Source organism: Acinetobacter sp. YH12140 (genome assembly GCF_013418475.1).
In the GTDB taxonomy this organism is placed as follows: domain Bacteria; phylum Pseudomonadota; class Gammaproteobacteria; order Pseudomonadales; family Moraxellaceae; genus Acinetobacter; species Acinetobacter amyesii.
In genome coordinates, this window is sequence record NZ_VPBZ01000002.1 from 186541 (window position 1) to 211992 (window position 25452).

The 25452-nt window shown below is 39.7% G+C and carries 22 protein-coding genes and 4 tRNA genes; 10 read left to right on the plus strand and 16 right to left on the minus strand.

Annotated elements, in window-relative coordinates; all coding sequences use genetic code 11:
* The first annotated feature begins 90 nt into the window (after positions 1 to 90).
* Entirely contained in the window at positions 91 to 1551 is a 1461-nt protein-coding gene (locus tag FTU75_RS02450; protein WP_180115032.1) for a S9 family peptidase, read from the plus strand.
* A gap of 182 nt (positions 1552 to 1733) precedes the next feature.
* Positions 1734 to 1994 (plus strand): hypothetical protein, encoded by a 261-nt coding sequence (locus FTU75_RS02455; protein WP_180101918.1) that lies wholly within the window; start codon positions 1734 to 1736, stop codon positions 1992 to 1994.
* Positions 1995 to 2069: 75 nt separating this feature from the next.
* Here the strand turns inward: FTU75_RS02455 and FTU75_RS02460 are convergent, their stop codons facing one another.
* The 5 genes from FTU75_RS02460 to FTU75_RS02480 form a co-directional block, all read right to left on the minus strand.
* A complete protein-coding gene (locus FTU75_RS02460) occupies positions 2070 to 2552 on the minus strand; it encodes a DUF2726 domain-containing protein (protein ID WP_218948310.1) in 483 nt (160 codons plus the stop codon).
* A 22-nt stretch (positions 2553 to 2574) separates the two neighbouring features.
* Positions 2575 to 2650: transfer RNA gene (locus tag FTU75_RS02465), tRNA-Asn, on the minus strand.
* A 256-nt stretch (positions 2651 to 2906) separates the two neighbouring features.
* Positions 2907 to 2982, minus strand: a tRNA-Asn gene (locus tag FTU75_RS02470).
* Between the two features lie 218 nt (positions 2983 to 3200).
* Positions 3201 to 3276, minus strand: a tRNA-Asn gene (locus tag FTU75_RS02475).
* A 5-nt stretch (positions 3277 to 3281) separates the two neighbouring features.
* A tRNA-Asn gene (locus tag FTU75_RS02480) sits at positions 3282 to 3357 on the minus strand.
* A 495-nt stretch (positions 3358 to 3852) separates the two neighbouring features.
* On the opposite strand from FTU75_RS02480, the gene FTU75_RS02485 reads away from it, so the two are divergent.
* Positions 3853 to 5196: a hypothetical protein gene (locus FTU75_RS02485; RefSeq protein WP_180115034.1), complete on the plus strand. Its 1344-nt coding sequence runs from the start codon at positions 3853 to 3855 to the stop codon at positions 5194 to 5196.
* A gap of 324 nt (positions 5197 to 5520) precedes the next feature.
* Here FTU75_RS02485 and FTU75_RS02490 read toward each other — a convergent pair whose 3' ends face one another.
* Together FTU75_RS02490 and FTU75_RS02495 are read right to left on the minus strand one after the other, a co-directional pair.
* A complete protein-coding gene (locus tag FTU75_RS02490) occupies positions 5521 to 6147 on the minus strand; it encodes a superoxide dismutase (RefSeq protein WP_078192384.1) in 627 nt (208 codons plus the stop codon).
* 156 nt (positions 6148 to 6303) lie between these two features.
* Positions 6304 to 7062: a Nif3-like dinuclear metal center hexameric protein gene (locus tag FTU75_RS02495; protein WP_180076868.1), complete on the minus strand. Its 759-nt coding sequence runs from the start codon at positions 7060 to 7062 to the stop codon at positions 6304 to 6306.
* Between the two features lie 169 nt (positions 7063 to 7231).
* Between FTU75_RS02495 and FTU75_RS02500 the strand changes: the two genes are divergently transcribed.
* Positions 7232 to 8410: a S1C family serine protease gene (locus FTU75_RS02500; protein ID WP_078191894.1), complete on the plus strand. Its 1179-nt coding sequence runs from the start codon at positions 7232 to 7234 to the stop codon at positions 8408 to 8410.
* 186 nt (positions 8411 to 8596) lie between these two features.
* Positions 8597 to 8854, plus strand: coding sequence for a hypothetical protein (locus FTU75_RS02505; RefSeq protein WP_180004813.1), 258 nt, complete (start codon positions 8597 to 8599; stop codon positions 8852 to 8854).
* A 104-nt stretch (positions 8855 to 8958) separates the two neighbouring features.
* Here FTU75_RS02505 and FTU75_RS02510 read toward each other — a convergent pair whose 3' ends face one another.
* The 3 genes from FTU75_RS02510 to lipA form a co-directional block, all read right to left on the minus strand.
* Positions 8959 to 9345: a carboxymuconolactone decarboxylase family protein gene (locus FTU75_RS02510; protein WP_180108291.1), complete on the minus strand. Its 387-nt coding sequence runs from the start codon at positions 9343 to 9345 to the stop codon at positions 8959 to 8961.
* Positions 9346 to 9504: 159 nt separating this feature from the next.
* Entirely contained in the window at positions 9505 to 12018 is a 2514-nt protein-coding gene (locus FTU75_RS02515) for an acyl-CoA dehydrogenase (protein WP_180115035.1), read from the minus strand.
* A 410-nt stretch (positions 12019 to 12428) separates the two neighbouring features.
* On the minus strand, positions 12429 to 13442 hold the full coding sequence (gene lipA / locus FTU75_RS02520) for a lipoyl synthase (protein WP_180115036.1): 1014 nt from the start codon (positions 13440 to 13442) through the stop codon (positions 12429 to 12431).
* A gap of 206 nt (positions 13443 to 13648) precedes the next feature.
* Between lipA and sthA the strand changes: the two genes are divergently transcribed.
* A complete protein-coding gene (gene sthA, locus FTU75_RS02525; protein WP_078190237.1) occupies positions 13649 to 15064 on the plus strand; it encodes a Si-specific NAD(P)(+) transhydrogenase in 1416 nt (471 codons plus the stop codon).
* Positions 15065 to 15206: 142 nt separating this feature from the next.
* On the plus strand, positions 15207 to 16319 hold the full coding sequence (locus FTU75_RS02530) for an AAA family ATPase (protein ID WP_180115037.1): 1113 nt from the start codon (positions 15207 to 15209) through the stop codon (positions 16317 to 16319).
* Positions 16320 to 16354: 35 nt separating this feature from the next.
* Here FTU75_RS02530 and chrA read toward each other — a convergent pair whose 3' ends face one another.
* On the minus strand, positions 16355 to 17593 hold the full coding sequence (gene chrA / locus FTU75_RS02535) for a chromate efflux transporter (RefSeq protein WP_180115038.1): 1239 nt from the start codon (positions 17591 to 17593) through the stop codon (positions 16355 to 16357).
* A gap of 335 nt (positions 17594 to 17928) precedes the next feature.
* Here chrA and FTU75_RS02540 point away from each other — a divergent pair, with 335 nt between their 5' ends.
* On the plus strand, positions 17929 to 18912 hold the full coding sequence (locus FTU75_RS02540; RefSeq protein WP_257223703.1) for an alpha/beta hydrolase: 984 nt from the start codon (positions 17929 to 17931) through the stop codon (positions 18910 to 18912).
* Between the two features lie 94 nt (positions 18913 to 19006).
* Here the strand turns inward: FTU75_RS02540 and FTU75_RS02545 are convergent, their stop codons facing one another.
* The gene (locus FTU75_RS02545; RefSeq protein ID WP_180115040.1) at positions 19007 to 19858 is read right to left on the minus strand and encodes a pirin family protein; all 852 of its coding nucleotides are present in this window, start codon (positions 19856 to 19858) and stop codon (positions 19007 to 19009) included.
* A 102-nt stretch (positions 19859 to 19960) separates the two neighbouring features.
* Between FTU75_RS02545 and FTU75_RS02550 the strand changes: the two genes are divergently transcribed.
* The gene (locus tag FTU75_RS02550; protein WP_180115041.1) at positions 19961 to 20872 is read left to right on the plus strand and encodes a LysR substrate-binding domain-containing protein; all 912 of its coding nucleotides are present in this window, start codon (positions 19961 to 19963) and stop codon (positions 20870 to 20872) included.
* Positions 20873 to 20979: 107 nt separating this feature from the next.
* Here the strand turns inward: FTU75_RS02550 and FTU75_RS02555 are convergent, their stop codons facing one another.
* The 4 genes from FTU75_RS02555 to FTU75_RS02565 all read right to left on the minus strand — a co-directional run bounded on the left by FTU75_RS02555 (position 20980) and on the right by FTU75_RS02565 (position 24799).
* Positions 20980 to 21936 (minus strand): TauD/TfdA family dioxygenase, encoded by a 957-nt coding sequence (locus FTU75_RS02555; RefSeq protein WP_180115042.1) that lies wholly within the window; start codon positions 21934 to 21936, stop codon positions 20980 to 20982.
* Between the two features lie 221 nt (positions 21937 to 22157).
* Positions 22158 to 22292, minus strand: coding sequence for a hypothetical protein (locus FTU75_RS18315; protein ID WP_257223690.1), 135 nt, complete (start codon positions 22290 to 22292; stop codon positions 22158 to 22160).
* The gene (locus FTU75_RS02560) at positions 22285 to 23496 is read right to left on the minus strand and encodes an MFS transporter (RefSeq protein ID WP_078190227.1); all 1212 of its coding nucleotides are present in this window, start codon (positions 23494 to 23496) and stop codon (positions 22285 to 22287) included. The genes FTU75_RS18315 and FTU75_RS02560 overlap by 8 nt, the downstream gene beginning before the upstream one ends.
* Positions 23497 to 23740: 244 nt before the next feature.
* Entirely contained in the window at positions 23741 to 24799 is a 1059-nt protein-coding gene (locus FTU75_RS02565) for an OmpW family protein (RefSeq protein WP_180035627.1), read from the minus strand.
* A gap of 441 nt (positions 24800 to 25240) precedes the next feature.
* Between FTU75_RS02565 and FTU75_RS02570 the strand changes: the two genes are divergently transcribed.
* Positions 25241 to 25420, plus strand: coding sequence for a hypothetical protein (locus FTU75_RS02570; protein WP_078190224.1), 180 nt, complete (start codon positions 25241 to 25243; stop codon positions 25418 to 25420).
* Positions 25421 to 25452: the final 32 nt, after the last annotated feature.

The following is a 25452-nucleotide window of genomic DNA, read 5'->3' on the forward strand; positions in this document are numbered from 1 at the left end:
AAAGCATCCTATTCGGGTGCTTTTTTTTATGCATTAATAAAAAGGCATGTAGTTTCATGTTTAAAGAATAATGATTAAAAAGGATATTTTATGAAACGTTCAAAAATAGCATTGGCTTTGACAGTTGCAGTTTCTATGCTGTCTTTAACCGCGTGTAATGACGATGATAATGACTCATCATCTTCGAATCAAAAATCAACATTTGTGTCTGAAGCAAATTATGCTTTCAATACAGTAGACAATACATCGTCCATTAAAGTCATGACCTATAACATGACTAATGTACAGGGGAAAGCAGCGACTGCAACGGCTTTAGTGTTGTTTCCCAAAGCTACTCAACCTAAAGATGGTTATCGTGTTGTGGTATGGGAGCATGGAACAGTCGGAGCTGGAGATGAATGTGCGCCAAGTAAAAATGTAATTCATCCACGCTTTAAAATTCTAGCTAACACGCTTATGGCGGCAGGTTATGTAATTGTGGCACCAGACTATGAGGGTTTAGGAACCAAGGGGGTTCATCCATACCTTAATTTATCGAGTGCGGCAAATTCGGCGCTTACTGCAGTTAAAGCGGCAAAAGAACATTATGGTAAGCAACTCAATGGTCAGTGGATGTCGATTGGTCAATCGCAAGGTGGTCATGCATCCTTAGGGACGGCGGAATTTGTGAATACCGATACTAATTATAAAGGTGCAGTAGCAGCCGCACCTGCGTCGAGTTTAGGCACGATTATTAAGATCTATTTAGATCCAAAACTAAATGTTGATGCAAACGGTCAACCTAAACCCCATGGATTGAATAGATTGGATGAACAGTTGGCACAAGTGCGTTATGCACTTAGTATGGGGCAGCTTTCTGAGGTTCAAGCACAGGCGTTAATTGATCAAATTGCAGATGGCTATGCTGAGCTTTTGGCATATGCTGCATTGACCAGTTCAGGTATTAAAGCCTATGAGCCAAATTATGATTTAAAAAATATTTTTACTGCTGATGCTGGTGTTATTGCAGAAAAAGCCTATGGACGTACAGGGGATGACGGTGCATGTTTAAGTTATGCCGATCCAAATGGCGCAAATGGTTTGCAAGAACAGTTTAAAGCAGCTGTGATTGAATTTTTAAAGGATCCAACGCATACGGTTTCACAGTATGGAATTGATTTGAATAAAATCGATACCGATCCTGTTGTTCAGAAATTTTTAATTGACAATCAGCCAGCGACAAATGCTACTGCTGCCAAAGTAATTAAAGCGCCTGTGTATATTATTCAAGGTGCAAATGATCAGGCAGTTATTCCTGTGGTTACGCAAGCGCTATTTGCAAATATGAAAACACAAGCGAAGAAGTATTTCCCAGATGCAAATTATGCTGAAGGTTATCAATTAGACGTTGTGCCAAATGCAAGTCATACACAGGCAATTATCTGTAGAAATGCGCAAGCGGTCGAATTTATTCAAGCTAAAATGTCTGCAGGTACAGGTATTGTCTTAACCAATGAGCAAAAAGATGCAAGCCAAAGTCCACATTGTAAGGGGGTAGCTGCTTCAAGCTAAGTTTTTTCAATAATAAAAAAAGGAGCATGTCTCCTTTTTTTTGCATATTGGATTATTAATCATTCAATCCTTAAAAATGAGGGGCACAGTTAGTTCGAGCAAAGAATGTTATGAATACTTGAGCGAATTTTGTTTTTTGCTATATTGGGCGTCGAATTATTTATGTATATGAAAGAATAGTTATGTCTGAAGTTAAGCCAAAACCCAATACCAAAAAGATGATCACTCTGATGGCACTTGGGCTATTGATTCCTATATTTTTGGTCAGTATGGCTTTTCTTGCAGTCAATAGTGATGCCAAAAACCAAGAAAAATATAAGCAACAACAAGCTGAGATGATTGAGCGTATTAAAGCAAAAGAAGCACAAGATGAGGCTTTGGCTGCTGAGGCTGACCAAGCAGTATCAGAAGTGCTGGCAGCTCAAGAGTCAAATGCTCAATAAAATTCTGCTTACGTTATGGAGGTGAATGCAATGCGCATTCACTCAATGTTCGATTGTACTTTACGTATTTAACAACTATTTATTTACATCATGCCTGAGCGTGTGAACTGTTGGAATACTGGTATAGCGGATTACACGGTAGCCAGCTTCTTCAAGCATTGCATCACGTTCAGCATCTTCTTGCTCTTTGCCTATATGACTGGGGTCATCAAGTTCGATAATCACAAGCACATTATAAGTTTGGTCAAGTATGACAAAATCAGTGACTTTTCGATTAAATCTATTTCTGATTTTGTAATTTTGAGTGGTGATCAGTGTGCTAAACGCCACTTGTGCTAAAATGTGGTAGTCCGGAAATGCTTCATTTAAACGATGAAACATCTTACTTTCAAAGGCAGTGATTACACGACGTGGGAAAAACTTTTGTTTGCTTCTAAACAGTCTGGGAACGACTAAGTAGACAAGGGCAAAAGTTGCCAAGCAACCAATAATAAAAAATATGAACTGACTTAGATCTGGCACGGAATAAACTACATATATGAAAAAAGCCCACGTCATGATGCGTGGGCTTTTTAGAATTTGGCTCTCCAACCTGGGCTCGAACCAGGGACCTGCGGATTAACAGTCCGTCGCTCTACCGACTGAGCTATTGGAGAATCTGCACGCATTCTATGGGGCAAATGCAGTGAGGTCAAGTCAGAATTGCAAAAAATAAGGAAATTTAGGCTGAATGTATTAAATATAAACACCTTTAATATAAAGCGTTTTTAAAACTTAAGCTCTGACTATTCTTTCTAATGTGGTCGGAGAGCTAAGTGAATAGCTTAGGTCATAGAGCAAGTTATACTTATCTTAAAACAAAAGTCATAGCATAAAAAAAGCCCACGACATAATGCGTGGGCTTTTAGAATTTGGCTCTCCAACCTGGGCTCGAACCAGGGACCTGCGGATTAACAGTCCGTCGCTCTACCGACTGAGCTATTGGAGAATCTGAAATGGATTCTAAAGATGTATGGGAGGGTGGTCAAGCCTGATTTAAATAAAATACTTAAAAATCAAATTAAGTGTTTTAAAAATAGCCGAATCAGACAAGTTGGTACTTATACGGATACTTTTAGGAAAGCAAAAACAAAAAAAGTAGGTATGCTTTGCTTAAACAACAGGCAATAAAAAACCCACTTCGTAATGAGTGGGTTTTTTAGAATCTGGCTCTTCCACCTGGGCTCGAACCAGGGACCTGCGGATTAACAGTCCGTCGCTCTACCGACTGAGCTATGGAAGAATAGATGGCTCTCCAACCTGGGCTCGAACCAGGGACCTGCGGATTAACAGTCCGTCGCTCTACCGACTGAGCTATTGGAGAATCTGATGCGCATTTTAGGGATGAAAGCTAAAGCGGTCAAGTAAAAATAAAAGATAAAGCGCTTAAATGTTTTTTTATTATCCAAAGATGTGTTGGTTGCTTATTTATTGATTCTTTTAAGCTTTTGTTGCGTTAAACCCTATCGGAATACTTTAACAATTATAGTTAATAGAGTGATGGATGGAATGGTGGGTAAGGTTGCGTTAGATCGCTATTCTAGTTCTGAACATGCTGAGAGCACTATGTACCGTCATTTCGGATGAACTTTATTATATTGAAATAGTTAATAATTAGTCAGTAAATTCCAGTTGTTTTAATTAATTAGCAGATTTTTTTAATAATTTTTAGATAAATAATCTTCTAAGTACACAAATGGCTTAGCTTCCTGTATAAGAACAAAACAAAGTTTCATGAAATGTTATTGAATATTTAAAAAAGTATTCTAAATTCAATATTTTATAAAATTTAAAAATTTATTTTTACATAGGGATTTATATGCTTCACATTGGAAGAAAATTATTAACTTCAACTCTCTTATCTATTTTATTAGTCGCATGCGGTGGAGGGGGAGGAGAAAGTAGTCCAACGTCATCAGAAACATCTGTGCCTAAGCCTATTGAAGAAACTTCTGTACTAAGTCCAGATTTGACACATGGCTATTTTGAAATTGAAAATTCTGGCATTGCTAATCACTCAACTATCAAGTTTTCACCATTTCACACAGATAGTGTGATTGGAGCATCTGCTACTAACAATAATATGTGGAATCTAGAAATTCTTACACCAAGCAATGATTTGTCTGCCCATATTAATAATTTGGCGGGTCTTTATTTTTATCCTAATGACGATAAAGTTGGAGTTTTTAGCTATTCGGAAAATGCTAACGGGTATCTGCGGGTTCAATGTCAAAATTCATGCAGTGATACATTTTCTTATAAAATTGAAAAGCAGAGTAATGGCAAAACTTATTTTATTATAGATGCAAATGGTTCTATAACAGGACGTTTAAATAATATTGGCTTTGCATCTACAGCTAAAATTAAAGGCTCTGTTAAGTTTGAAGTAAATTCTGATTGGCCAGTATGGGATATCAAAAGATTTAATGAATATCCTGCGAAATCAGACTTAATTGTTAATGGTAAACCTGCAACAATAGAAAAGTTTTTGGATTGGAAAACTAGTTCTGTTTTAAGTTTTACGACCGATAAAGAATATTATTTTAATTTTAATAATCCTTTGGATATTGATCATGATAGATTTATCTTAACAGAGGGGAATTATTTCAGTAATGAGCAACCTAAAGATGTGTACATATATAAAGGTTACTTCAATCGAGATTTTACATTAAATACAGATTATGAAAATGGTATAACGACCTTTAAATTCATCAATAACTTATTTACTAACCCTGTTGAATATACTGCGTCTCCAGACTTAGAAGTATCTGGAGGTTTTGTGAAAAAAATTCCTTATGGTCAAGTCATTGCAGGAGATGAAGTTTTTAAAATTGATGAAACTGTTTCAGCAGTTGCATATGCAGAGAATGAAAGTAAATATTATCGTTTTATGAGTCGAGATAAGCAATCTGATCTAGAGTTCACAGTGAAATACGATACTATAACTAAAAATGTAAATGTAGCTTATCAAAGACCACAGAAGGGTCAATTAAATGTGAATATCTATCTGAAATGGAACTGTAAATTGACGAATAATCATTGTAGTGGTGTAACTGTCAATGATTCAGAGGGAACTATAGAATTTAAAAACGTGCAGTTAGATGATGGTCGTCTAATAAATGGCAAGTTTGGTCATTTAGGCGTAAATGATCTCTTAAGGTAATAATTGCGTAGTTATACTCTCAAAAATATAACTATGGTAATTCTCCTACAATTAATTTAATACATAGTATTTGAAAACACCTTAATTTTAATAAATTTCAGAATCTTGTGTTGGGAAAGGCCATAACTACGGATTTTAAATTTTTTAAATGTTTATCATGCAACATGGGAAAAATAGTCCATGTTGCATAGATTTTTTTAGCTTCACTGAAACTAAAAAAAGAAACAGAAGTTCTAATAACTTTTTATAAATTTAGAATTATAGAACCCATAAAAAATCACCCTAAAAGGGTGATTTTTTTGACTTTTGAATAAGTTTTAAAACTTATTTTTCAACGCCAGCAGCTTGACCTGCATATTTAGCGTTTGCATAGTCCCAGTTCACTAGGCTTTCTAAGAAAGTAGAGATGTATTTAGGACGAGCGTTACGGAAATCGATGTAGTAAGCGTGTTCCCAAACGTCGATAGTCAACACAGCAACTTTACCGTGAGCAAGTGGAGTGTCAGCATTTGAAGTTTTAAGGATAGAAAGGTTGCCGTTTACTTCGTCAGCAACTAACCAAGCCCAACCTGAACCGAACTGAGTTGCAGCAGCATTTGCAAATTCTTCAGCGAATTTTTCGTAAGAACCGAAAGCTTCGTCGATTTTAGCTGCTAAAGCGCCAGTAGCTTTACCGCCACCGTTTTTAGCCATACAGTTCCAGTAGAATGTGTGGTTCCATACTTGAGCTGCATTGTTGAAGATACCAGCTTTAGAAGCATCGCCTTTAACAGCAGTGATGATTTCTTCTAAAGTTTTGCCAGCAAGGTCAGTACCTTCAATTGCTTTGTTTAGGTTAACCACATAAGTATTGTGGTGTTTGTCGTGATGGTATTCTAAAGTTTCTTTGCTGATATGAGGAGCAAGATCTTCGTAACCGTAAGGTAACGCTGGTAAAGTAATCGTTGTCATGTTTTCAATTCCTTGCATTTTGCTGGGTTTTGACATTAAGTGCCGTTATTGTAATAGATTCTTGCAGTAAAATGCGCATTGCTTATAAATAACAATACAGAATAAAGCCTGAAAATATACGTATAAGGACTGAGCCAAAGACCAGGACGATTTAAATTAAATCGGGTTGTTTAATTCGAAATAACTATACTCAATATTGAACTGTTCTGAAATAGCTTTTGCGAGTCGTTGTACACCATATCTTTCAGTTGCATGATGTCCACATGCATAATAATGCACATTTAATTCTTCAGCTTCGTAAAAAGTACGTTCACTCACTTCACCTGAAATGTACGCATCACAATCTAATGCAGCGGCTTTGCCAATAAAGTCTTGTGCGCCACCCGTACACAAACCAATTTTTTGAATCGATGGTTTATCTGCCGGCAAGTGAATGACATCAAATCCTAATTTTTCAGAAACGAAGTCTTTAAACGCTGTTGGAGTCATTGCTTGTTTTAAATAACCAACATTGCCAATAGGATTGCGCTCAGTAGGATCTAAGGCTTCAATATTCTTTAATTCGAGCAAATCTGCTATCGCTGCATTATTACCTAAAGTAGGGTGACTATCTAAAGGTAAGTGATAACCAACGAGTGAAATATCGTTTTTGATCAGGGTTTTGATGCGTTTGCCACGCATACCTGTGATTGGGTAAGCTTCACCTTTCCAAAAATAACCATGGTGTACCAATAGCAAATCAGCTTTTGCTGCTATCGCGGCTTCAATCGCTGTTTGTGATGCGGTAACTGCACATAAAATTTTATGCACTTCTGCTGAGCCTTCAATTTGCAAGCCATTGGGAGCATAGTCCTTAAATTCATGTGTTTTGAGTGTGCTGTCACACCACTGAATAATTTCACTTAACTGAGCCATATACTGTCCAAAATCTCAAAGAGATGCATCAAAATTTACGATTGTTTAAATTGTAACTAAAGAATCACAAATCTCTGTATTTATTTTTAATTTTGTTGAAAAGATTACATTACAATACGATATAAATTATTTAGCCATCAATGAATTATAAAATTTAGAGGATATAGACGTGCGTCGGACCTTTACATGGTTACCTTGGGTATTATTAATACTTGTGATCATCGGTTTCTTTACATGGCAACAGGTTCAAAAACCTAAAGCACCCATTGCCCCAGATGGGGTTAAAATGCCTGCAGAAAAGGTTGAGCCCCTCATTGATACGTCGCGTACAGGCGGTGTAGTTTCGTATAGTGCTGCGGTAAAAGTTGCTGCGCCAGCGGTTGTCAATATTTTCACTACGCAAAAAGTGAAACAATTGGATCATCCTTTATTAAATGATCCGGTTTACCGTGAGTTTTTTGGTAATCAACTTCCAGATCAAACCAATCAAAACGAAAATAGTTTAGGTTCAGGTGTGATTGTTCGTCCAGATGGCTATATTTTGACGAATAACCATGTGATTGCGCAGGCCGATCAGATCGTTGTGGCTTTACATGATGGTCGCCGTGCTGAAGCGAAAGTTGTAGGCACAGACCCAGATACAGACCTAGCTGTGATTAAGATTGAAATGAGTCAATTACCGGTTTTGCCGTTTAAGCTAAGTGGCAATGAAGTCGGTGATGTTGTCCTAGCGATTGGTAACCCTTTTGGCGTAGGTCAGACGGTTACGCAAGGGATTATTTCGGCTACAGGTCGTTCAGATTTGGGGATCAATACCTACGAAGACTTTATTCAAACAGATGCGGCGATCAACCCCGGCAACTCTGGTGGTGCTTTAATTGATGTTGCAGGGAACTTAATTGGTGTAAATACCGCGATCTTCTCGCAGTCAGGTGGCTCTTTGGGGATTGGTTTTGCCATTCCTGCAAAAGTATGTCAACAAGTGCTGAACGCCATTTTAAAAGATGGGCGAGTGGTTCGTGGTTGGTTAGGTATTAGTTTACTTCCAATTAAACAAGAAAATATTTTAGATCCACGGGTGAATGGTGTGATTGTGGCAGATGTTATTCGTAATGGACCTGCAGCACAAGCAGGTTTAAAACGTGGTGATAAAATCATGAAAGTGAATAATGAGCTGATTACCTCGACCTCACATTTAATCAACTACGTTGCACAACAAGCGCCATTGAGCACTATGCAAATTGACATTGAGCGAGACGGAAAGGCGATGACATTACCTGTACAAGTGGGAGAGCGTAAACCGCAAACTCAAAATAGTGACTCGCAATATATTCCATTACCCCGCTAGCATAGAAAATCCCTCGTCATGAGGGATTTCTTTTGAGTACCTTTTTTTGTGTATCGCTTTGAAGAGCATCGTTTGCGCCAAACAATGCGCTTTGTAATTGAAATATCAATTACAAAAATGCATTGCACACTTTGCTGAATTTGGCTTAATTTATAAGCAATAATAATCAGATAAGCGTATAAGAATATGAGCTTTTTACCCGCTGAATATGCCAAAGTTTTATCCAGTCAAGCCAATTTAGATATCGCCTTATATAAGACACGTTTGGCTTTGCTGATTGAGGAAAATGCCAAACAGGGGAATACCGCCGTATTTACGGTTTTACCCAAGCATTTAGCTTTAGAAGAGATTCGAAGTTTATCTGCTGAGCTTACAGAATTGGGATATCAAGTTCGATTTGAAGTGAATGAATTCTTCTATAATTTTAATGTGTATTGGATTTGATTCGGGATTCACTGCATTTAAGGTCCTAAGTTAAAAACAAGATGAAACCCTTTAGAAAACCACGATAATCGTAGTTTTCTAAAGCCGTTTTATAACGCAGTAACTTATTCAGATTTTTGATAGTCATTAATGACTTCAAGTGCCGCACGAAAGGCTTCTTGAGTCGCCGGTGCGCCACAATATGGCAAACTATGAAGTAACACTTCCTGAATTTCTTCTACAGTCGCCCCATTATTTAAAGCACCTCGGACATGACCCTTGAGTTCTGTTGGACTTTTTTGTGCAGTTAAAAATGCAATGGTAATCAGTGAGCGATATTTACGGGGTAAAACGCCTTCACGCTGCCAAGTTGAACCCCATGCATGCTCATTAATCCAATCTTGCAAAGGTTGAGTAAATGGCACGGTATTGTCTTGCGCCCGTTTAACAAAACTTGCGCCCATAACTTCAGTACGAACTTTTAAGCCATTTTCATAATCTTGTTGTGACATGCAGCAAACCCTCTGTGATGTAATTTTTCAGTACAGCCTATACCTTTGACTCTGCGATACCATTGGCTGATGGTCGTATAAAAAAGCCATCCCATTGTTTAACAGTGGAATGGCTTTTATTTTGAGAAAAATTAAGCTCAAAAGCGATGCAGAAGCTGATTAATAACGCAGGAAGGCTTCTGGTTCATCATCGGTGTGTTGTTGCTTTTTCACTTCTGGTGCAATGGTTAAATGTGGATTTGATAGCTCAAGTTCATGCATGAGCTGCATGTCAAATACATCTGTGAGCATACTGTCATAGCGTTGAATGTTGTAAGTGCTGAGCTGTTCAGCTTCGGAGGCTGTAATGACTTTTTGTGCAATCGCATCGGCTATATGTGCTTCAAAAGTTAAACCTTTAAATTGGCCTTTAGATTCAGCTTTTTTAAATTGGTTCCACAGCGGTTCAATTTTTAACAATTGTAAAAAGGCATTTTCCATACGACCTGAAACTTCATCTGCTGCAGTGCTGTAATACACATGCTTTTTGAGTTCTTGGCGGAAAGTATTGTCTAGCATCATTTGAGTGGCAACTTCACGTTTTAAACGGTCTGTCGGTTTAGCAACAACTCGTCCAAACGGAAAGCAGATGATTTTTACTACGCTAGCTGCCAGCCGCATTGGGAAGTTGTCAAATAAGCCCTGGAAAGCTTCTTCAACATTGTACAAAGCTTTATCTAATGCAAGTTGCGCATGTAATTGTTCAGCTTCACTTCTTTGACCTTGTTCATAATATTTAAGAATAGCCGTTGCTATAAATAAATAAGAGTGAATGTCTGCAAGTCGGCCCGAAAGCATTTCTTTACGTTTAATATCACCGGCTAATAGGCCAAGACACATATCTGCAGTCAGCGCGAAATCGGCACTGAATCGATTAATTTTTTTATAGTAGGGACTGCTAAATTCATCTGCTGAAGCAGGTGAGTCGGATGGGCCACCTGTGAACGCATAAGCAAAAGCACGTGCAGTTCGGTTAAAGGTATACCCTAAGTGCTTAAAGAGCATTTCATTGAATGTATTGAGTGCAGCGTTTTTATCTTCGGCTTGAAGTAATTGTAGCTCTTCAAATAAATATGGATGGCACCGCATTGAGCCTTGTCCAAAAATCATCAGAGAGCGACTTAGAATATTGGCACCTTCGACAGTAATTGACACAGGAATGGCCTGATAATTCAAAGCTAAAAAATTACGAGGTCCCATTTGCACGGCACGTCCACCGACGATGTCCATGCCATGATTCACCACTTTCCGCATGGTTTCAGTGGCATAGTATTTGGCCATTGCAGTCATTACAGCAGGTTTGCCGCCTTGGTTTAAACCACAAGTCACCAAATAGCGGAATGCTTCAAGCATATAAGCATCTGATGCGATATCACTCGATGCTTCTTGCACACCTTCAAAATTACCCACAGAAATTTTAAACTGCTGACGAACTTTGGCAAATGCACCGACATTTAAATATGCCATTTCTCCGGCTGCCGTTGACAATGCAGGGAGTGAAATACCACGACCAACCGCTAAGCATTCCATTAGCATACGCCAGCCTTTGCCTGCATTTTCAATCCCACCAATGATCCAGTCTAATGGAATAAAGACATCTTTGCCTTCAACTGTCCCATTCATAAACGGTGAGCCTGGATTATGACGTGGGCCTGTAATGACACCGTCATGACTCGCCGGTAATAGGGCGCAGGTGATGCCATATTCCGTTTTATTTTTATCTCCCAATAAGCCATCTGGATCGTATAGCTTAAATGCGAGACCAATGACGGTGGCAATTGGTGCAAGGGTAATCCAGCGTTTAGAGAAGTTCATGTTTAAGCCGAGCACTTGTTGTCCCTCAAAGGTGCCATAACAGACGACACCTGTATCTGGAATGGCACCTGCATCTGAGCCTGCTTCAGGGCTAGTGAGACCAAAACATGGAATTTCTTCACCTTTGGCAAGGCCTGGGAGGTATCGGTCTTTTTGTGCTTCAGTACCATAGTGTAGAAGCAATTCCCCCGGTCCAAGCGAGTTGGGCACCATACAACTGACTGCGGCAGTCAGTGAGCGGGATGCAATCTTGCTCATGACTCGGCTTTGTGCAAATGAACTAAATTCACGGCCCCCGTAAGATTTTGGAATCACCAGTCCTAAGAAACCATTATCCTTAATGAATTGCCAAGCTTCTGGTGGGAGGTCTTTATGTTTATGGTGAATATCCCACTCGTTGAGCATGCTACAAAGTTGCTCGACTTCATTATCAATGAACGATTGTTCTTCAGCACTGAGCTGAGGATAGGGATAAGCCTCAAATTTTTTCCAATCAGGCGCGCCCATAAATAGCTCTTTTTCCCACCAACTTGTTCCTGCATCCAACGCTTCACGTTCCGTAGTACTCATACTCGGCATCGCATTTGCTAAGGTTTTATAAGCAGGTTTGGTGAGTAGATTGAGCCTCAGTGGGTCAATCAACACAATTAAACTTAAAGCAATAAGCGGGATGCCAAGTATTAATGACCATGGGCTTAAAAAGGCGAGTGCAATTGAAACGAATATCAGTGTTAATGCGCCTACAGTTCGTGAAAGTTCAAAGAAAAAAACGGCCCAAAGAGCAAAAATCAAGAGTACGGCACTGAGTATAAATAGCATTTGTTATGGCTCCAGTGACAAGGGCCAGAGCGTTATGCGTTTAAAACAGCCTACATGCGTTTAAAAATGATCTCATCTTTTGTCTTTCTGATTTTAAAGTGCATGAGACTGTCAAAATGGCATCACTCGGCTGGTGAGTATGATTGGACAATTGCGCGAATATAATGAAAGCGCAAATAAAGTGTTATCAATAGATTGATTAATAAATAATCACAACACAATCCCTATCGGGCAAAGAAATGTCACATTACGTAAACTTGGATAATTCGATATATTGGATACTGTTTAAGGAATACACTATTTTCGAAAGATCTTATAGTGGGAAACGAATTTTGCTGAGTGTGAAAGCTACAAAAAAAGCCCTCAATCAATGAGGGCTTTAAGTTGCGATGTTTTACATCTTAGTGTGATTAGGCTTCAATCGCTTGAACTGCAATTTTCTTTGCAGGATCAGTTTTACGACGTACCGCAGGCACTGGCTCACCATAGTATTGACGGTCAGCAAAGTAACTTGAACGGACCATTGGTGCAGCCCAAATGTTTTTGAAACCAAGCTTTTGGCCATGTGCAGTGTAACGCTCAAATTCTTCTGGGCTTACAAAACGGTCAATCGGGGCATGTTCTTTAGAGGGCTGTAAGTACTGACCAATGGTGACATAGTCAACATCGTGTGCTTTTAAGTCGTCTAATAACGCGATCACTTCTTCTTCAGTTTCACCAATACCGACCATCAAACCACATTTGGTTGGTACATCTGGGCAGTATTCTTTAAACATTTTTAATAAGTTTAGAGAGTGTTGGTAGTCAGAACCTGGACGCATTGCTTTATACAAACGTGGCACAGTTTCAATGTTGTGGTTAAACACATCAGGAGGGCACTCCGTCATGATACGAAGGGCAACATCCATACGACCACGGAAGTCAGGGACTAAAATTTCCAAAAGTGTTTTTGGGCTCAAGTCACGAGCTTCTTTAATACAGTCAACAAAGTGCTGTGCGCCGCCATCAACAAGGTCATCACGGTCGACAGAAGTAATCACGGCATATTTCAAACCAAGATTGGCAATGGTTTCTGCCATGTGACGTGGTTCATCTGGGTCAAGAGCATTGGGACGACCATGCGCAACGTCGCAGAATGGGCAACGACGAGTACAGATATCGCCCATAATCATAAAGGTTGCAGTACCGCCACCGAAACATTCAGGTAAGTTCGGGCAAGCCGCTTCTTCACACACGGTATGTAGTTTTTGTGCGCGTAAGGTTGTTTTAATACGTTGAACTTCATCAGGGGCAGCCATTTTGACCCGAATCCAGTCAGGCTTACGAGGCGTTTCAACCGTTGGCACGACCTTCACAGGTATGCGAGCGACTTTTTCTGCGCCACGAAGTTTTACACCCTGTACAGGTTTACGGTTCTCAGACATATTCAACTTTTCCACTGTTTTTGACGAGGAGATATTCAAAAAATTAGCTCGATCATTATAGCGGACTTGAGCTTAAATAGGGGGAAAACGATATTCATATAATAAATGTGGTTATCACATAATATATGTGAGCTAAATATCCAAAAAAGTTAGGATATACGTCATAATACAGCTTAGATTAAAGAATATTTGTAAAGGAGCGTTGAATGCCACGTAAGAAAGAGGTCGTTAGTGGAACTTTCGTGAAATACGATGCGGTAGTTCTGGGTTCTGGCCCTGCGGGTGAAGGCGCTGCAATGAAACTTGCTAAATCAGGTAAGCGAGTTGCTATTGTAGATATGCGTGAACAGCTTGGTGGTAACTGTACCCATGTAGGAACAATTCCAAGTAAAGCATTGCGTCAGACCGTTTCAAGCATTTTACGTTACCAACGTGACCCTATGTTCCAAAAAGTCGGTGAATGGAAACAGTTCACGATGAAACAAGTGTTACGTAATGCGCATAAAGTGATTCAACAACAAGTTGAAACGCATTCACGTTTTTATGACCGTAATAAAATTGATATTTTCCACGGCCGTGCGTATATCCAAGATCAAAACACTGTTTTGATTTTTAGCAATGAAGGTATGACGGAAACTTTAGTATTCCAGCAATTAGTGATTGCAACAGGTTCACGTCCTTACCGTCCAGCTGCTTTAGACTTTAATCATCCTCGCGTATTTGATTCAGACAAAATTTTGGATCTGGATTATTCAATCCAAAAAATTATCATTTATGGTGCAGGTGTGATTGGTTGTGAATATGCGTCTATCTTTATTGGTCTAGACCACAAAGTTGACTTGATCAATACACAGCACAAATTACTCAGCTACTTAGATGATGAAATCTCAGATGCATTGTCATATCGTTTACGTGAGCAGGGTGTACTGATTCGCCACAACGAGCAGATTGATCATCTTGAAACACATGATGATCATGTAGTTCTGCACTTGCAAAGTGGTAAGAAAATTAAAGCAGATGCGATTTTGTGGTGTAACGGTCGTTCTGGTAATACCGATGGTTTAGGCCTAGAAAATGTAGGTATTAAACCAAACAGCCGTGGTCAATTAACCGTGAATGATCAATATCAAACTGAAGTAGAGAATATCTTTGCTGCGGGTGATGTAATCGGTTGGCCTTCACTTGCATCTGCTGCATATGACCAAGGTCGCTGTGCTGGTTCTAATATGAGCGGTGAAGAAGGAATTGCACCTGTAACGGATATTCCTACAGGTATTTATACAATTCCTGAAATTTCTTCGATTGGTAAAACTGAACAACAGTTAACTGAAGAAAAAATTCCGTATGAAGTGGGGCAGGCATCTTTCCGTCATTTGGCACGTGCGCAAATTACAGGTGATACCGTGGGCGAGCTTAAAATCTTGTTCCATCGTGATACTTTAGAAATTTTAGGTGTTCATTGCTTTGGTAATAATGCTGCGGAAATTATCCACATTGGTCAGGCCGTGATGAACAGCCCGAACAATACGATTAAATATTTCGTAGAAACCACATTTAACTATCCGACTATGGCGGAAGCGTACCGTGTTGCAACATTGAATGGTATGAACCGTTTATTCTAAGGTTAAATTGAACTTAGAATGTGCAATGAAAGACCCGTGAGTTTCGGCTTGCGGGTTTTTTATGGGTAGAATAAAGTGCATACAAAATATACAGTCAATCAACTTATAATTATCAGCATTTTCAACTCATTTTAGGTAGCCTATGACGATCCGTTCAGTGACCATTCAAGGTTTTCGATCTATTCATCATATGAATCTGGCCTTGTCGCGTCTGAATATTGTCAGTGGTCCAAATGGTTGTGGTAAATCCAATCTATATAAAGCTGTTCGTCTCTTACATGAAGCTGCAAATGGCCAATTATCCCAAGCTATTGCTAATGAAGGCGGGATTCAAAAAATCATGTGGGCAGGTGGTCACCGTGCGGGTGATCGATCGAAAGATCCTAAGCGCATGAAGCTTGCTGTGGAAATGGAGCATTATGAATATCAACTTGAAATTGGTTTTCCCGAACCGCTCATTACGTTATTTGCACTCGATCCTTTGGTCAAAGTTGAAGGGATTTGGTTGAGCGGCTATCAACGTCGAAAAATGAGCGAGTTGTTGGAAAGAACCAACCAAGCGGCATTTCTTAAAAATATTGATGAAGAACGGATTGCTTATCCGATGTCTTTAACACCTGAAGAGTCGGTGTTTGGACAATTGTCCGACCCACATTTATATCCCGAAGTTTCACAAGTGCGTGAGACCATGAAAAATTGGCGCTTTTATCATGAGTTTTCAGTCAGTGGAAATTCACCGATTCGTGTCCCGCAAGTGGGCATTCGTTCGCCAGTTTTAGCGCATGATGGTACAAATTTAGCCGCAGCTTTTGAAACCTTGCGTGAGCGAGGTAACAGTGAAACCTTGTTTGAAGTACTAGAAAAAGCCTTTCCGCAGACCCAATTTTATGTGCAGGAAATGGGAGGGCGCTTTCAAATGATGATGCAAAAGCAAGGGATCTTAAGACCTTTAGAAAGTGCCGAATTTTCAGATGGGACGTTACGGTTTTTGTGTTTAGCCGTGGCTTTGTTGAGTCCAAGCCCCCCAAATTTTATGGCACTGAATGAGCCAGAAAATAGCTTACATCCCGATTTATTACCTGCGTTGGCGATGCTGATTGCCGAAGCAAGTCGCTATACACAGCTTTGGTTGACCACACATTCCAATGAGCTGGTTGAAATGATCAAACAGTATAGTGATGTGCAGCATTATCAACTGGATCAGGTTGAGGGGAAGACCGTGGTCAAGGGCGCAAGCTTAATCGATGAGGATTAATTTACTTCTTTAGTTATAGTCTTTTTTGCTTAAGTTTAAAAAGGCAGAAAAGTTAAAAAAGCATAATAGCTGATAAAACTGCTTATTAAGCTGAACCAAACTGGCAGTTTGCTGCGAAGTAAAGCAATAACGACGGCAACAAATATAAAGTCTGTCCATTGAATGATGTATTTTTGGCTCATTTGAAATAGTAGACACAGTAATAAACCAACGACAGCCGCATTGATTATTTTTAAGGTGCCAAAAAGCATCGGGTATTTCATCAATTTATTCCAATAGGGCAATAAGCCAAACAATAATAAAAATGATGGTAAAAATATCGCTAACGTCGCGAGTGCGGCATTCAAGATTGGCACATCGGTCATGGGTAAAAGTGTGCCGAGATAGGCGGCGAAACTAAACAAAGGTCCCGGCATGAGTTGTGCAAGGGCATAGCCTAAGTCAAAATTTTCATTACTGATCAGTCCTGTAGAGACAAAGTCCTGATGTAAAAATGGCAAAATAATATGTCCACCACCAAAGACGAGGGATGCTGTGCGGTAGAAGCTTTCTAAGCTGAAAGCCAATATATTGCTATGTTGTATATCGAAGAATGGCAGAACGAAAAAAGGGCTGATAAAGGCGAGAAGCCATAGCCAAGAGGTGCAAGTATTTTCATGTGCATTCCGGCTAAAATTGTCATGTTTGGGTGGAAATGTTTCGGCGATATTTGGCTTTTGGCTGTGTAATTGATTTGACGATAAAACTAAACCGATAATTGCAGCGCATAAAATCACCAAAACTTGATTTAAAGAAAATTGAAAGAAATAAATAAAAAATGCAGCTAAAAGCATGACTAGATACTGAAATTTTGTTTTACAGAAGCTTCGCATCATTTGCCAAAATGCCCATGCAACAACGGCTAGTACAATTAACTGAATAACATGAAAGAATAAAGTTGAGAGTTGATTACTGAGTTTTATACTTAAAGTGGCCGCGGCACACATCAGCAGGGCTGAAGGTAAAGTAAATCCTAACCATGCAAAACAAGCACCTTGATAGCGGTTGAGTTGAAATCCAATTGCCATGCCGAGCTGGCTACTTGTTGGGCCTGGAAGGACTTGAGCCAAGGCAAGCAAATGCGCATATTCATGCTCTGTTATCCATTTTTCTTGTTTCACAAAATATTGAAAAAACAACACCAAATGTGCCGCAGGTCCACCAAATGCAATACACCCTAATCTTAAAAAGGTGAGAAAGATGACAAGGTTTCGTTGTGGTTTGGACTGGCTCATGCGTTACCAATATTTAAAATCAAAAGTAAGGTTATGAATTTCTAAAGGATAAAATTATTAAAGTTAAAAGATCTTAAAGGCTGATTATTGCAGGAGTATGTAAATCCTGCTTCAAAAATATTTTGAAGTGCTTAGCAGGGAAAAAGATAATTGGACGAAGTGACATAGTGCTGTCCCACATGCACATGGCGTCGGTTTCCGCCGCTGATTAGCATCAGCACATACACATAAAAAATTGTCTAAAAATGACTTCTCCAAAATCAGACACCTTATCAGAAATTTTGAGCGCTTTATTGAAGTGGTTGATGAGTGGCATTGCATCGTTACTTTCAATCATGGCATTTGCAGATGATCAGCTACCGGCTACACAAGCATTAGCAAGTTATACAGATCAAAACAGTTGGCAGGACATTCAGCACTATCTACCCAAAGAATACCATTTAGACGAAACGCAGCGCCCTAAAGAAGAGTGGTGGAACTGGCAAGGTCATACTGTTCACTTAGATACTTATCGGAATCCACAGGCAAAAGTGAAGGTGATTCTGTTTCATGGTGTGGGAACAAATGGTCGACAAATGTCGATGATTTTGGGTCATCCTTTGGCACAACGTGGCTATGAAACTATCGCTATTGATATGCCCGGTTATGGCCTCACCCAAGTCAAAAAGGGCTCAAAAATTCGTTATGATGATTGGGTTCAAGCAGGTAATGACCTCATTGAAGCCGAGCTACAAAAAGATCATCGTCCTATCGTTTTGTATGGGCTTAGTGCAGGTGGTATGTTGACCTATCACGTGGCGGCAAAAAATAAAAAGGTGAAAGGTATCGTCGGTATGACCTTTCTAGACACTTCAAATAAAACTGTGCGTGATCAAGTCTCTTTGAATAAATTTATGAGCCGCGTGGGCAGCCCACTGGCTCATGTGACAGCACATACACCATTTTCAGCATTGCCAATGCCGATGCGTTGGGTAAGTAAAATGCATCGCTTGGTGAATAATGATGCGGCATTTCAGGTCTTTTTAAAAGATAAAACGTCAGCTGGGAATAGCGTATCGGTTAAATTTCTAGATTCTTATTTATATTATAAGAATGACACGCCACCGGAGCAGTTTGATGTCTGCCCAATTTTACTCACGCAGCCTGAGCAAGACCGCTGGACACCTTTGGCTTTAAGTCAGCCATTTTTAGCACAGATTAAGCAAGTTCCAGTCGATGTCGTTATGTTGAAAAACGCAGGACATTATCCTTTGGAACAGCCGGGACTCGATCAAATGGTCAATGCAATCGATGCGTTTTATCAAAAAGTCACGCAATAATCTGTTGAAAGCGTGATGCGTAATTCATACCAACATAGATATAAAAAAACCGCCAGAAGGCGGTTTTTTTATTGGGACTTTATCGTGGAAATATTTAAGCAAAATGACCATGTTGAAAATCATAAAATGCCTGACGTATTTCGTCTTCAGTATTCATAACGAATGGTCCATGTGCCGCAATTGGTTCATTTAAAGCTTCGCCACTTAAAATAAGCAGTTTGGTTGCTTCAAAAGATTTAAGTTTCAATGACGATACTTGGTCACTGACATATAAAGTCTGTTTCGCATCAAAGCGTTGACCTTCAATTTCGATCGCGCCACTTAATACAAAAATCATGTTATTCCACTGTGGGTTGAATGAAAATTCCTGTTCAGCATTTGCATTCAAGCGCACATCCAACACATTCATTGGGCTAAAGGTTTCAGCTGCGCCCAATGTGTCTTCAAATTGGCCAGCAATGACGCGTACCACGCCTGCATTTTGTGCAAGTTTAACTTCAGCAATATTGGCTGTAGTCAGTTCTTGATAGCGAGGTTCAGTCATTTTGGCATGACTAGGTAAATTGACCCAAAGTTGTACCATGTCTAAATTTCCGCCTGTTTTGGCAAAATCTTTAGAATGGTGTTCTTCATGCATAATGCCTCGACCTGCGGTCATCCATTGCACTTCGTCTTTGGCAATGCTGCCGTGATTTCCTTTAGAGTCAAAATGCTCCAATTCTCCTTCATAAACAATGGTCACTGTTTCAAAGCCACGATGTGGATGTGACCCAACACCACGTTGATGATGACTTGGAGAGAAATGATATTGGCCGGTATAGCCCATAACGAGGAATGGACTGGTTTGATTGCCCATTTCTTGCATAGGGAGCATAGAGTTTGTTGGGAAGCCATCGCCCACCCAAGTACTACGATCACTATGATAAACACGTTTGATTGAATTCATAATTCAGCCCTCAATATATTGCTTCTGAGATCTATTATTGAGGTATAGTGAGGGAATGACAGGGCGAAAAACTCAACAGATTATTCTAAAAATGAAACAATCATGCAAAATTTAAATGACTATTACTACTTCGTGCAAGTGGTGAAATACCAAGGTTATACCAAAGCCAGTGAAGCATTGGGTATTACAAAATCTAAGCTATCACGCCGTATCACAGAATTAGAGACCCGTTTGGGTGTACGTCTGATTCAGCGGAATACGCGAAAATTTACAGTAACTGAAATAGGACAACAGTTCTATTTGCATTGCTTAAAAATTTTAGAGGAAGTCAGCGAAACGGAAAACTTTGTGCTCAGTACGTTGAATGACCAACTCTGTGGCCAGATTAAAATCTCTTGTCCTGTGGCTTTGGTGGAAATGCCTGTTGCAAAAATGGTCACCGATTTTATGCAGCAATATCCTGAGGTCAGTGTGCATCTGATGGCGACTAATCATCGGGTTGATGTGATTGAGGAAGGGGTAGATTTAGCCATTCGTGTGCGCAATATGCCTTTAATGGATAGTGATTTGATCGTTCGAGATTTAGATGCATGGGATCATGTTTTGGTGGCATCGCCACAACTTTTCTCAGAGCGTGAAATGCCACAGCAATTGGCTGAGATTCAAAATTTTCCGTGTATTGGTTTTGATCGGCCTAAACATTTTTGGGATTTTCGACATCGTGAAAAAAGTGAAACCCAACAAATTGAATTTCATCCACGCTTAAGAACTGACAGTTTTAGTGCGATGATTTCTGCTGCTATTTCTGGCGTGGGAATCGCTTCTTTGCCCAAAGTGTTTGTACGTGATGCTTTAAAAAGTGATGAGTTAATTGAGCTATTTCCTGAATGGCAATTGCCGCAAGGGGTCATCCATGTTGCATACGCGACACGACAAGGTATGCTGCCGGGTGTGCGTGCGATGTTAGATCATTTGATTTCAGGCTTTAAGGCTTTGGATATAGATCATCCGTAATTTGAGCAGTGTTTTTATTGTTTTAATATTTTAATTATTTGGGGTTATTGCTCAAACACGGATTTTACAGGGTTATTTATTTTTTATTGTTGGCATGAAGTTCAACATTAGTATGGTCGTCCTCCTGCTAGGCTAATTCGCTTTAATAAGCGGCGTTGGTCTGAAGGGAAAGGGCGGCGTGAGTGTAAAGTGGCTTGGTTATCCCAAAATACAATGTCACCTTCTTCCCATTGATGTTCATATCGAAACTCAGGTTTCAATAAATGTTCACGTAAAGATGCAATCAATTCACTGCCTGACTGATCATCGTAGTGAACCAATTCCACTTCAGATCGTTCATTTAACCACAGACCTTTACGGCCACTTTCTGGATGGGTACGTACAAGCGGATGTGGATAGGCATGTCCAACAATCGGTTGGTCTTTGAAACGATATAGCGGTGTAGCGCCATATCCCGTTGTGCCTTTATTATTTTTGGCACGGACAAATGGGTTATAGGTAATGAGTTGAAGTTGGTCTAAATGTTTTTGTGTCGCTTCATCTAAAGCTTCATAGGCTTTAATGGTGTTATACCATGAGGTTTGTCCACCGTCTTGTGGCAGTTCAATGGCATAGAGTAATGAGCCAAAAGATGGCAGAGGAGTCCACTGATGATCTGCGTGCGCAGCCAATTCACCATGCCCAGTATAGTCACCTTTGCCCACTGCATTGGAAACGGGTACGACGTCTGGCGGTGTACCGGTATCATCTTGTGACGCTAGCACAGGAATATCTGCACCGGGACGGAAGATTGAACCGAAGTAACTTGCAAACGCGAGATACTGTAAATCATCTAGACTTTGATGTTTAAAAATTAAAATCAAGTGTTCTGCCAGCGCTTGTTTTAAACGGTAGATGGTTTCCCCAGACTGTGCTTTACGCGCATCTAAACCATAAACCACAGCCCCCAAAGCTTGGTCATGTTGCGCTTCAATACGAATTTCATTGCCATCTTGAAAATGTTCTGCTTGATGCCAACGCGGAGCATCATGGATGGCTTGTGAAAGTTGAGTTAATGCGGTCATTTTATAAGTTCTCAAATTGTTCTTTATTGAGACTTAATCTATGGAAGAAAGTGTAGGTTGGAAAATTAAAAAATAAGCTAAGTTTATGAAAAAACTTATTATTAATACTAATATGCTGAAAATGCAGCTTTTATTGAATCGTGTAGAAAATAGCTAAAAAACTGCTGTTGTAGTGTTGATAAAACAGCAGTTTGGGTCGGAATTAAGATTTCAATACGTTTTTAATGCGCACAAAACGCTTGGTTAAAGTATTCAAATAATTGAGGTGTTTGGCTCCATAAGCCGATGGATAAAGCCAACAAGGCCAGAATACTGATGGCAATACTGAGTCGGAACCATAATGTTGAATTAGTCATGAATGACACTTTCCTCATTAACCATGAAATGTACCAATACCCCAAAAATACTCAGGACAATCGAAAAAATCCAAATGGCATTATAGTTACCGGTCATATCGTGGTTCACACCACCCAGCCAGCCACCAAAAAATGAACCGACTTGATGTGTAAAGAACACGATACCGCTGAGCATACTTAGATATTTAACGCCAAACATATTGGCCACTATACCGTTGGTGAGCGGTACGGTAGAAAGCCATAGTAGACCCATAATGACGCCAAAAGCATAGATTGTCCATGTACTTAAAGGCAGCAAAAGAAAGGCAATAATGGCAATGCCTCGTAAACCATAAAGCCCCATCAATAACTTTGGTTTGGAATATTTGCCACCGAGCCAACCTGCTGTGTAGGTGCCGACAATATTAAACAGTCCAACGAGCGCGAGGAAAATAGTGCCTGTAGTGGCATTAAAGCCATGATCGATTAAATAACCCGGCAGATGGATGCCAATAAACACCACTTGGAAGCCACAGACAAAGAAACCAAGTGCTAGAAACCAAAAGGGTTTATGCTCCCAAGCCAATTGCAAAATTTGTTTAAATGTCAGAGAGGCTTCATGCGTATTGGTTGCATTTGGTGCAACATACATTGGTGCTTTTAACATCCAAGCTAAAGGAATAATAAGCGCAATTAAAATGGCGCTGACCACCAAAGCCGAAGACCAACCAAATTTTTGCAGTAGCAGTAATGTAGAGGGCAGCATAATGAACTGACCAAAAGAACCTGCGGCACTGGCAATACCCATGGCTAAACTACGTTTGTCTGGATGCGCTGCACGTCCAACTGCCGAAAGCAAAACAGGAAAGGAAGTGGCCGAGAGAGCCAAACCTAGAATTAAACCTGCGCTTAAATTAAGCAGTAAACCGGTGGAGCTGACGGCCATGAGTAATAGTCCGAGGGCATATAATGCACCACCGACGGCGACCACGATCTTACTGCCATATTTATCTGCAAAAGCCCCAGTAATTGGCTGCACAGCACCCCAAATTAAGTTTTGCATGGCAATGGCAAGGCTAAATACGTTATGTCCCCAACCGAATTCATCACTCATCGGCACGAGATAGAGGCCAAATGCATGACGCACCCCTAAAGACAATGCCAAAATAATAGCACTGCCAATGAGCATGTAAATCAGGGGCTTTGAGAAACGAGTATCAGACATACAGCAGTCTACATTCTTTAAATTTAATCCAATGGTATTCGAATAAACGCAGAGTTGCGATTAAATTTAATTCACCAAACAATAAATTTTTTTTATAGGTAACTATGGATGAATAAAGGAAATTGCCTCAGCATAAATTCAAAAGTGTTTAAAAGAGGTTGAAGAGATAATTCAAAATAAAAGACCATATATAGCCTAATAAAAAAGACGGCTGTAGCCGTCTTTTTTATATTCAGGTTATTAATTAGAAACGCATACCGATACCTGCATACGCAAGAATTGGATTTACTTCAATATCGGCTTTAGATTTGATCAGTTCACCGTGTGTCGCATCTGTAACGGTAATGGTTGTTTCATTTTGTAGGTGTGCATAGCTGACAGAACCTACAGCAAACCATTTGTCATTGAAGTCATAGGTGAAGCCCACCGTTGCAACCGGAGCAAATACATCAGTTGCCTCTAAATCAACTTTTGGATTTGCCTTACTTGGTTTTCCTTCCAAAGAGGCGCCTGCATTACCTTCTTTAATGTTGGCAATCATGTGACCTGCGGCAATTAAATCTTTCTCAATTTGTGGATTCATTTCCAATTCATTGAAGTAGGCATACATCACGCCTAGACCCACATAGGGACGGAATTTATTGACGCCAGTTTTACCAAAGTGATATTGGATTTCAGCAGCCGGAGTCCATGCACGTGCAGAAGCTGCTGCACCATGTGCGCCTAAGTCGGTAATGAAAATATCATTTTCAAGTTCAAGATTTCCCAGTGCACCGCCTAGTGGTTTCGCAATGGCTGAAAATGGTGCGTAAATTTTTCCTGAGCCTTGTAAATCAACTTTTGGCGGAATACCCGCTTTCATTTCTAGTGATACATTGTCAGTGAAGAAATAGTTGGTCATGATCCCAAGCGTGGTGACGTCGTCTGCTTCAAGACCTGTCCCTGGATTGTCCCATTGTTCAAGTCCTGAAATCGTGGCTTTACCACTCATTGAAGCAGGAACTGTGTCCAAAAGGTTTAGCGCACCTGCTAGCAGCGGAGGGACTTTATATCCTTCTCGAATATTGTCTTTTACTGTTTGTGTTTTAACATCACCAACTTCTGCCTCATAGCCTTCATTGATGGCAGTATTTACACGAAATGGCTGCGCTTTACCTTGTGGCATAACATGTAGAGCACCAACAGAGACAGAAAAACGTTTGAAGCCATCGCCATCTTTTAAACTAAAATATGGTGAGTCTGCATGACTGAGCATAGGTAGGGCAGCCATTGAAGCAGCAATGCACAATACACTTTTTTTCATTTGAAAGGACTCCATGTCCGTAAATTGATAATAATTTTTCTAAGTGCCCATTATTCAAAATTAGTGCGTAAAAAATGTTATAGAAAACAAGAGTAAAGGTAATAATCCTGTAACATTCTTGTTGATTTGTATTGTTTGAAGGTTTTATTGAGGTATTTGTGTAAAAAAAACGAACATTTTTGAAATTTAGAAATGCTTCTATCTATTTGTAAATATTCAATATTTATTGACATAAATGACAGTGAATTTATTTGTTTAGGTCAATAAAATAGTTTAAAACGACCATATTCAAAGCAACTTTTTGTTTTGTTGTCCTATATAGATATAAGTCATAGTTCATCGTTGAGTCGTTATATGTCAATCGTGGTTAATCTCTCAAAGCCTTTTACACCAAAACCATTTTTTTTGTACAATAGCGCCAGATTCAATTGAGTTATTCGTATGAGTACGCAAAACCCTCCCAAGAAAAAGGCTTTAGTCAATTTGCCTTTTCCGATTAAAAAAGCTGAAGATAATGCTTCGGATGAAATCTTTGAAGATATGCGTCCAAAACCTCAGCGTTATGCTGACCGTACTTGGATGCCACCACGCGGTACACGTCGTTCGATGGGTAAGCGTTAAAAGATTTAAATAAAAAAGCCATGGTTCAAACC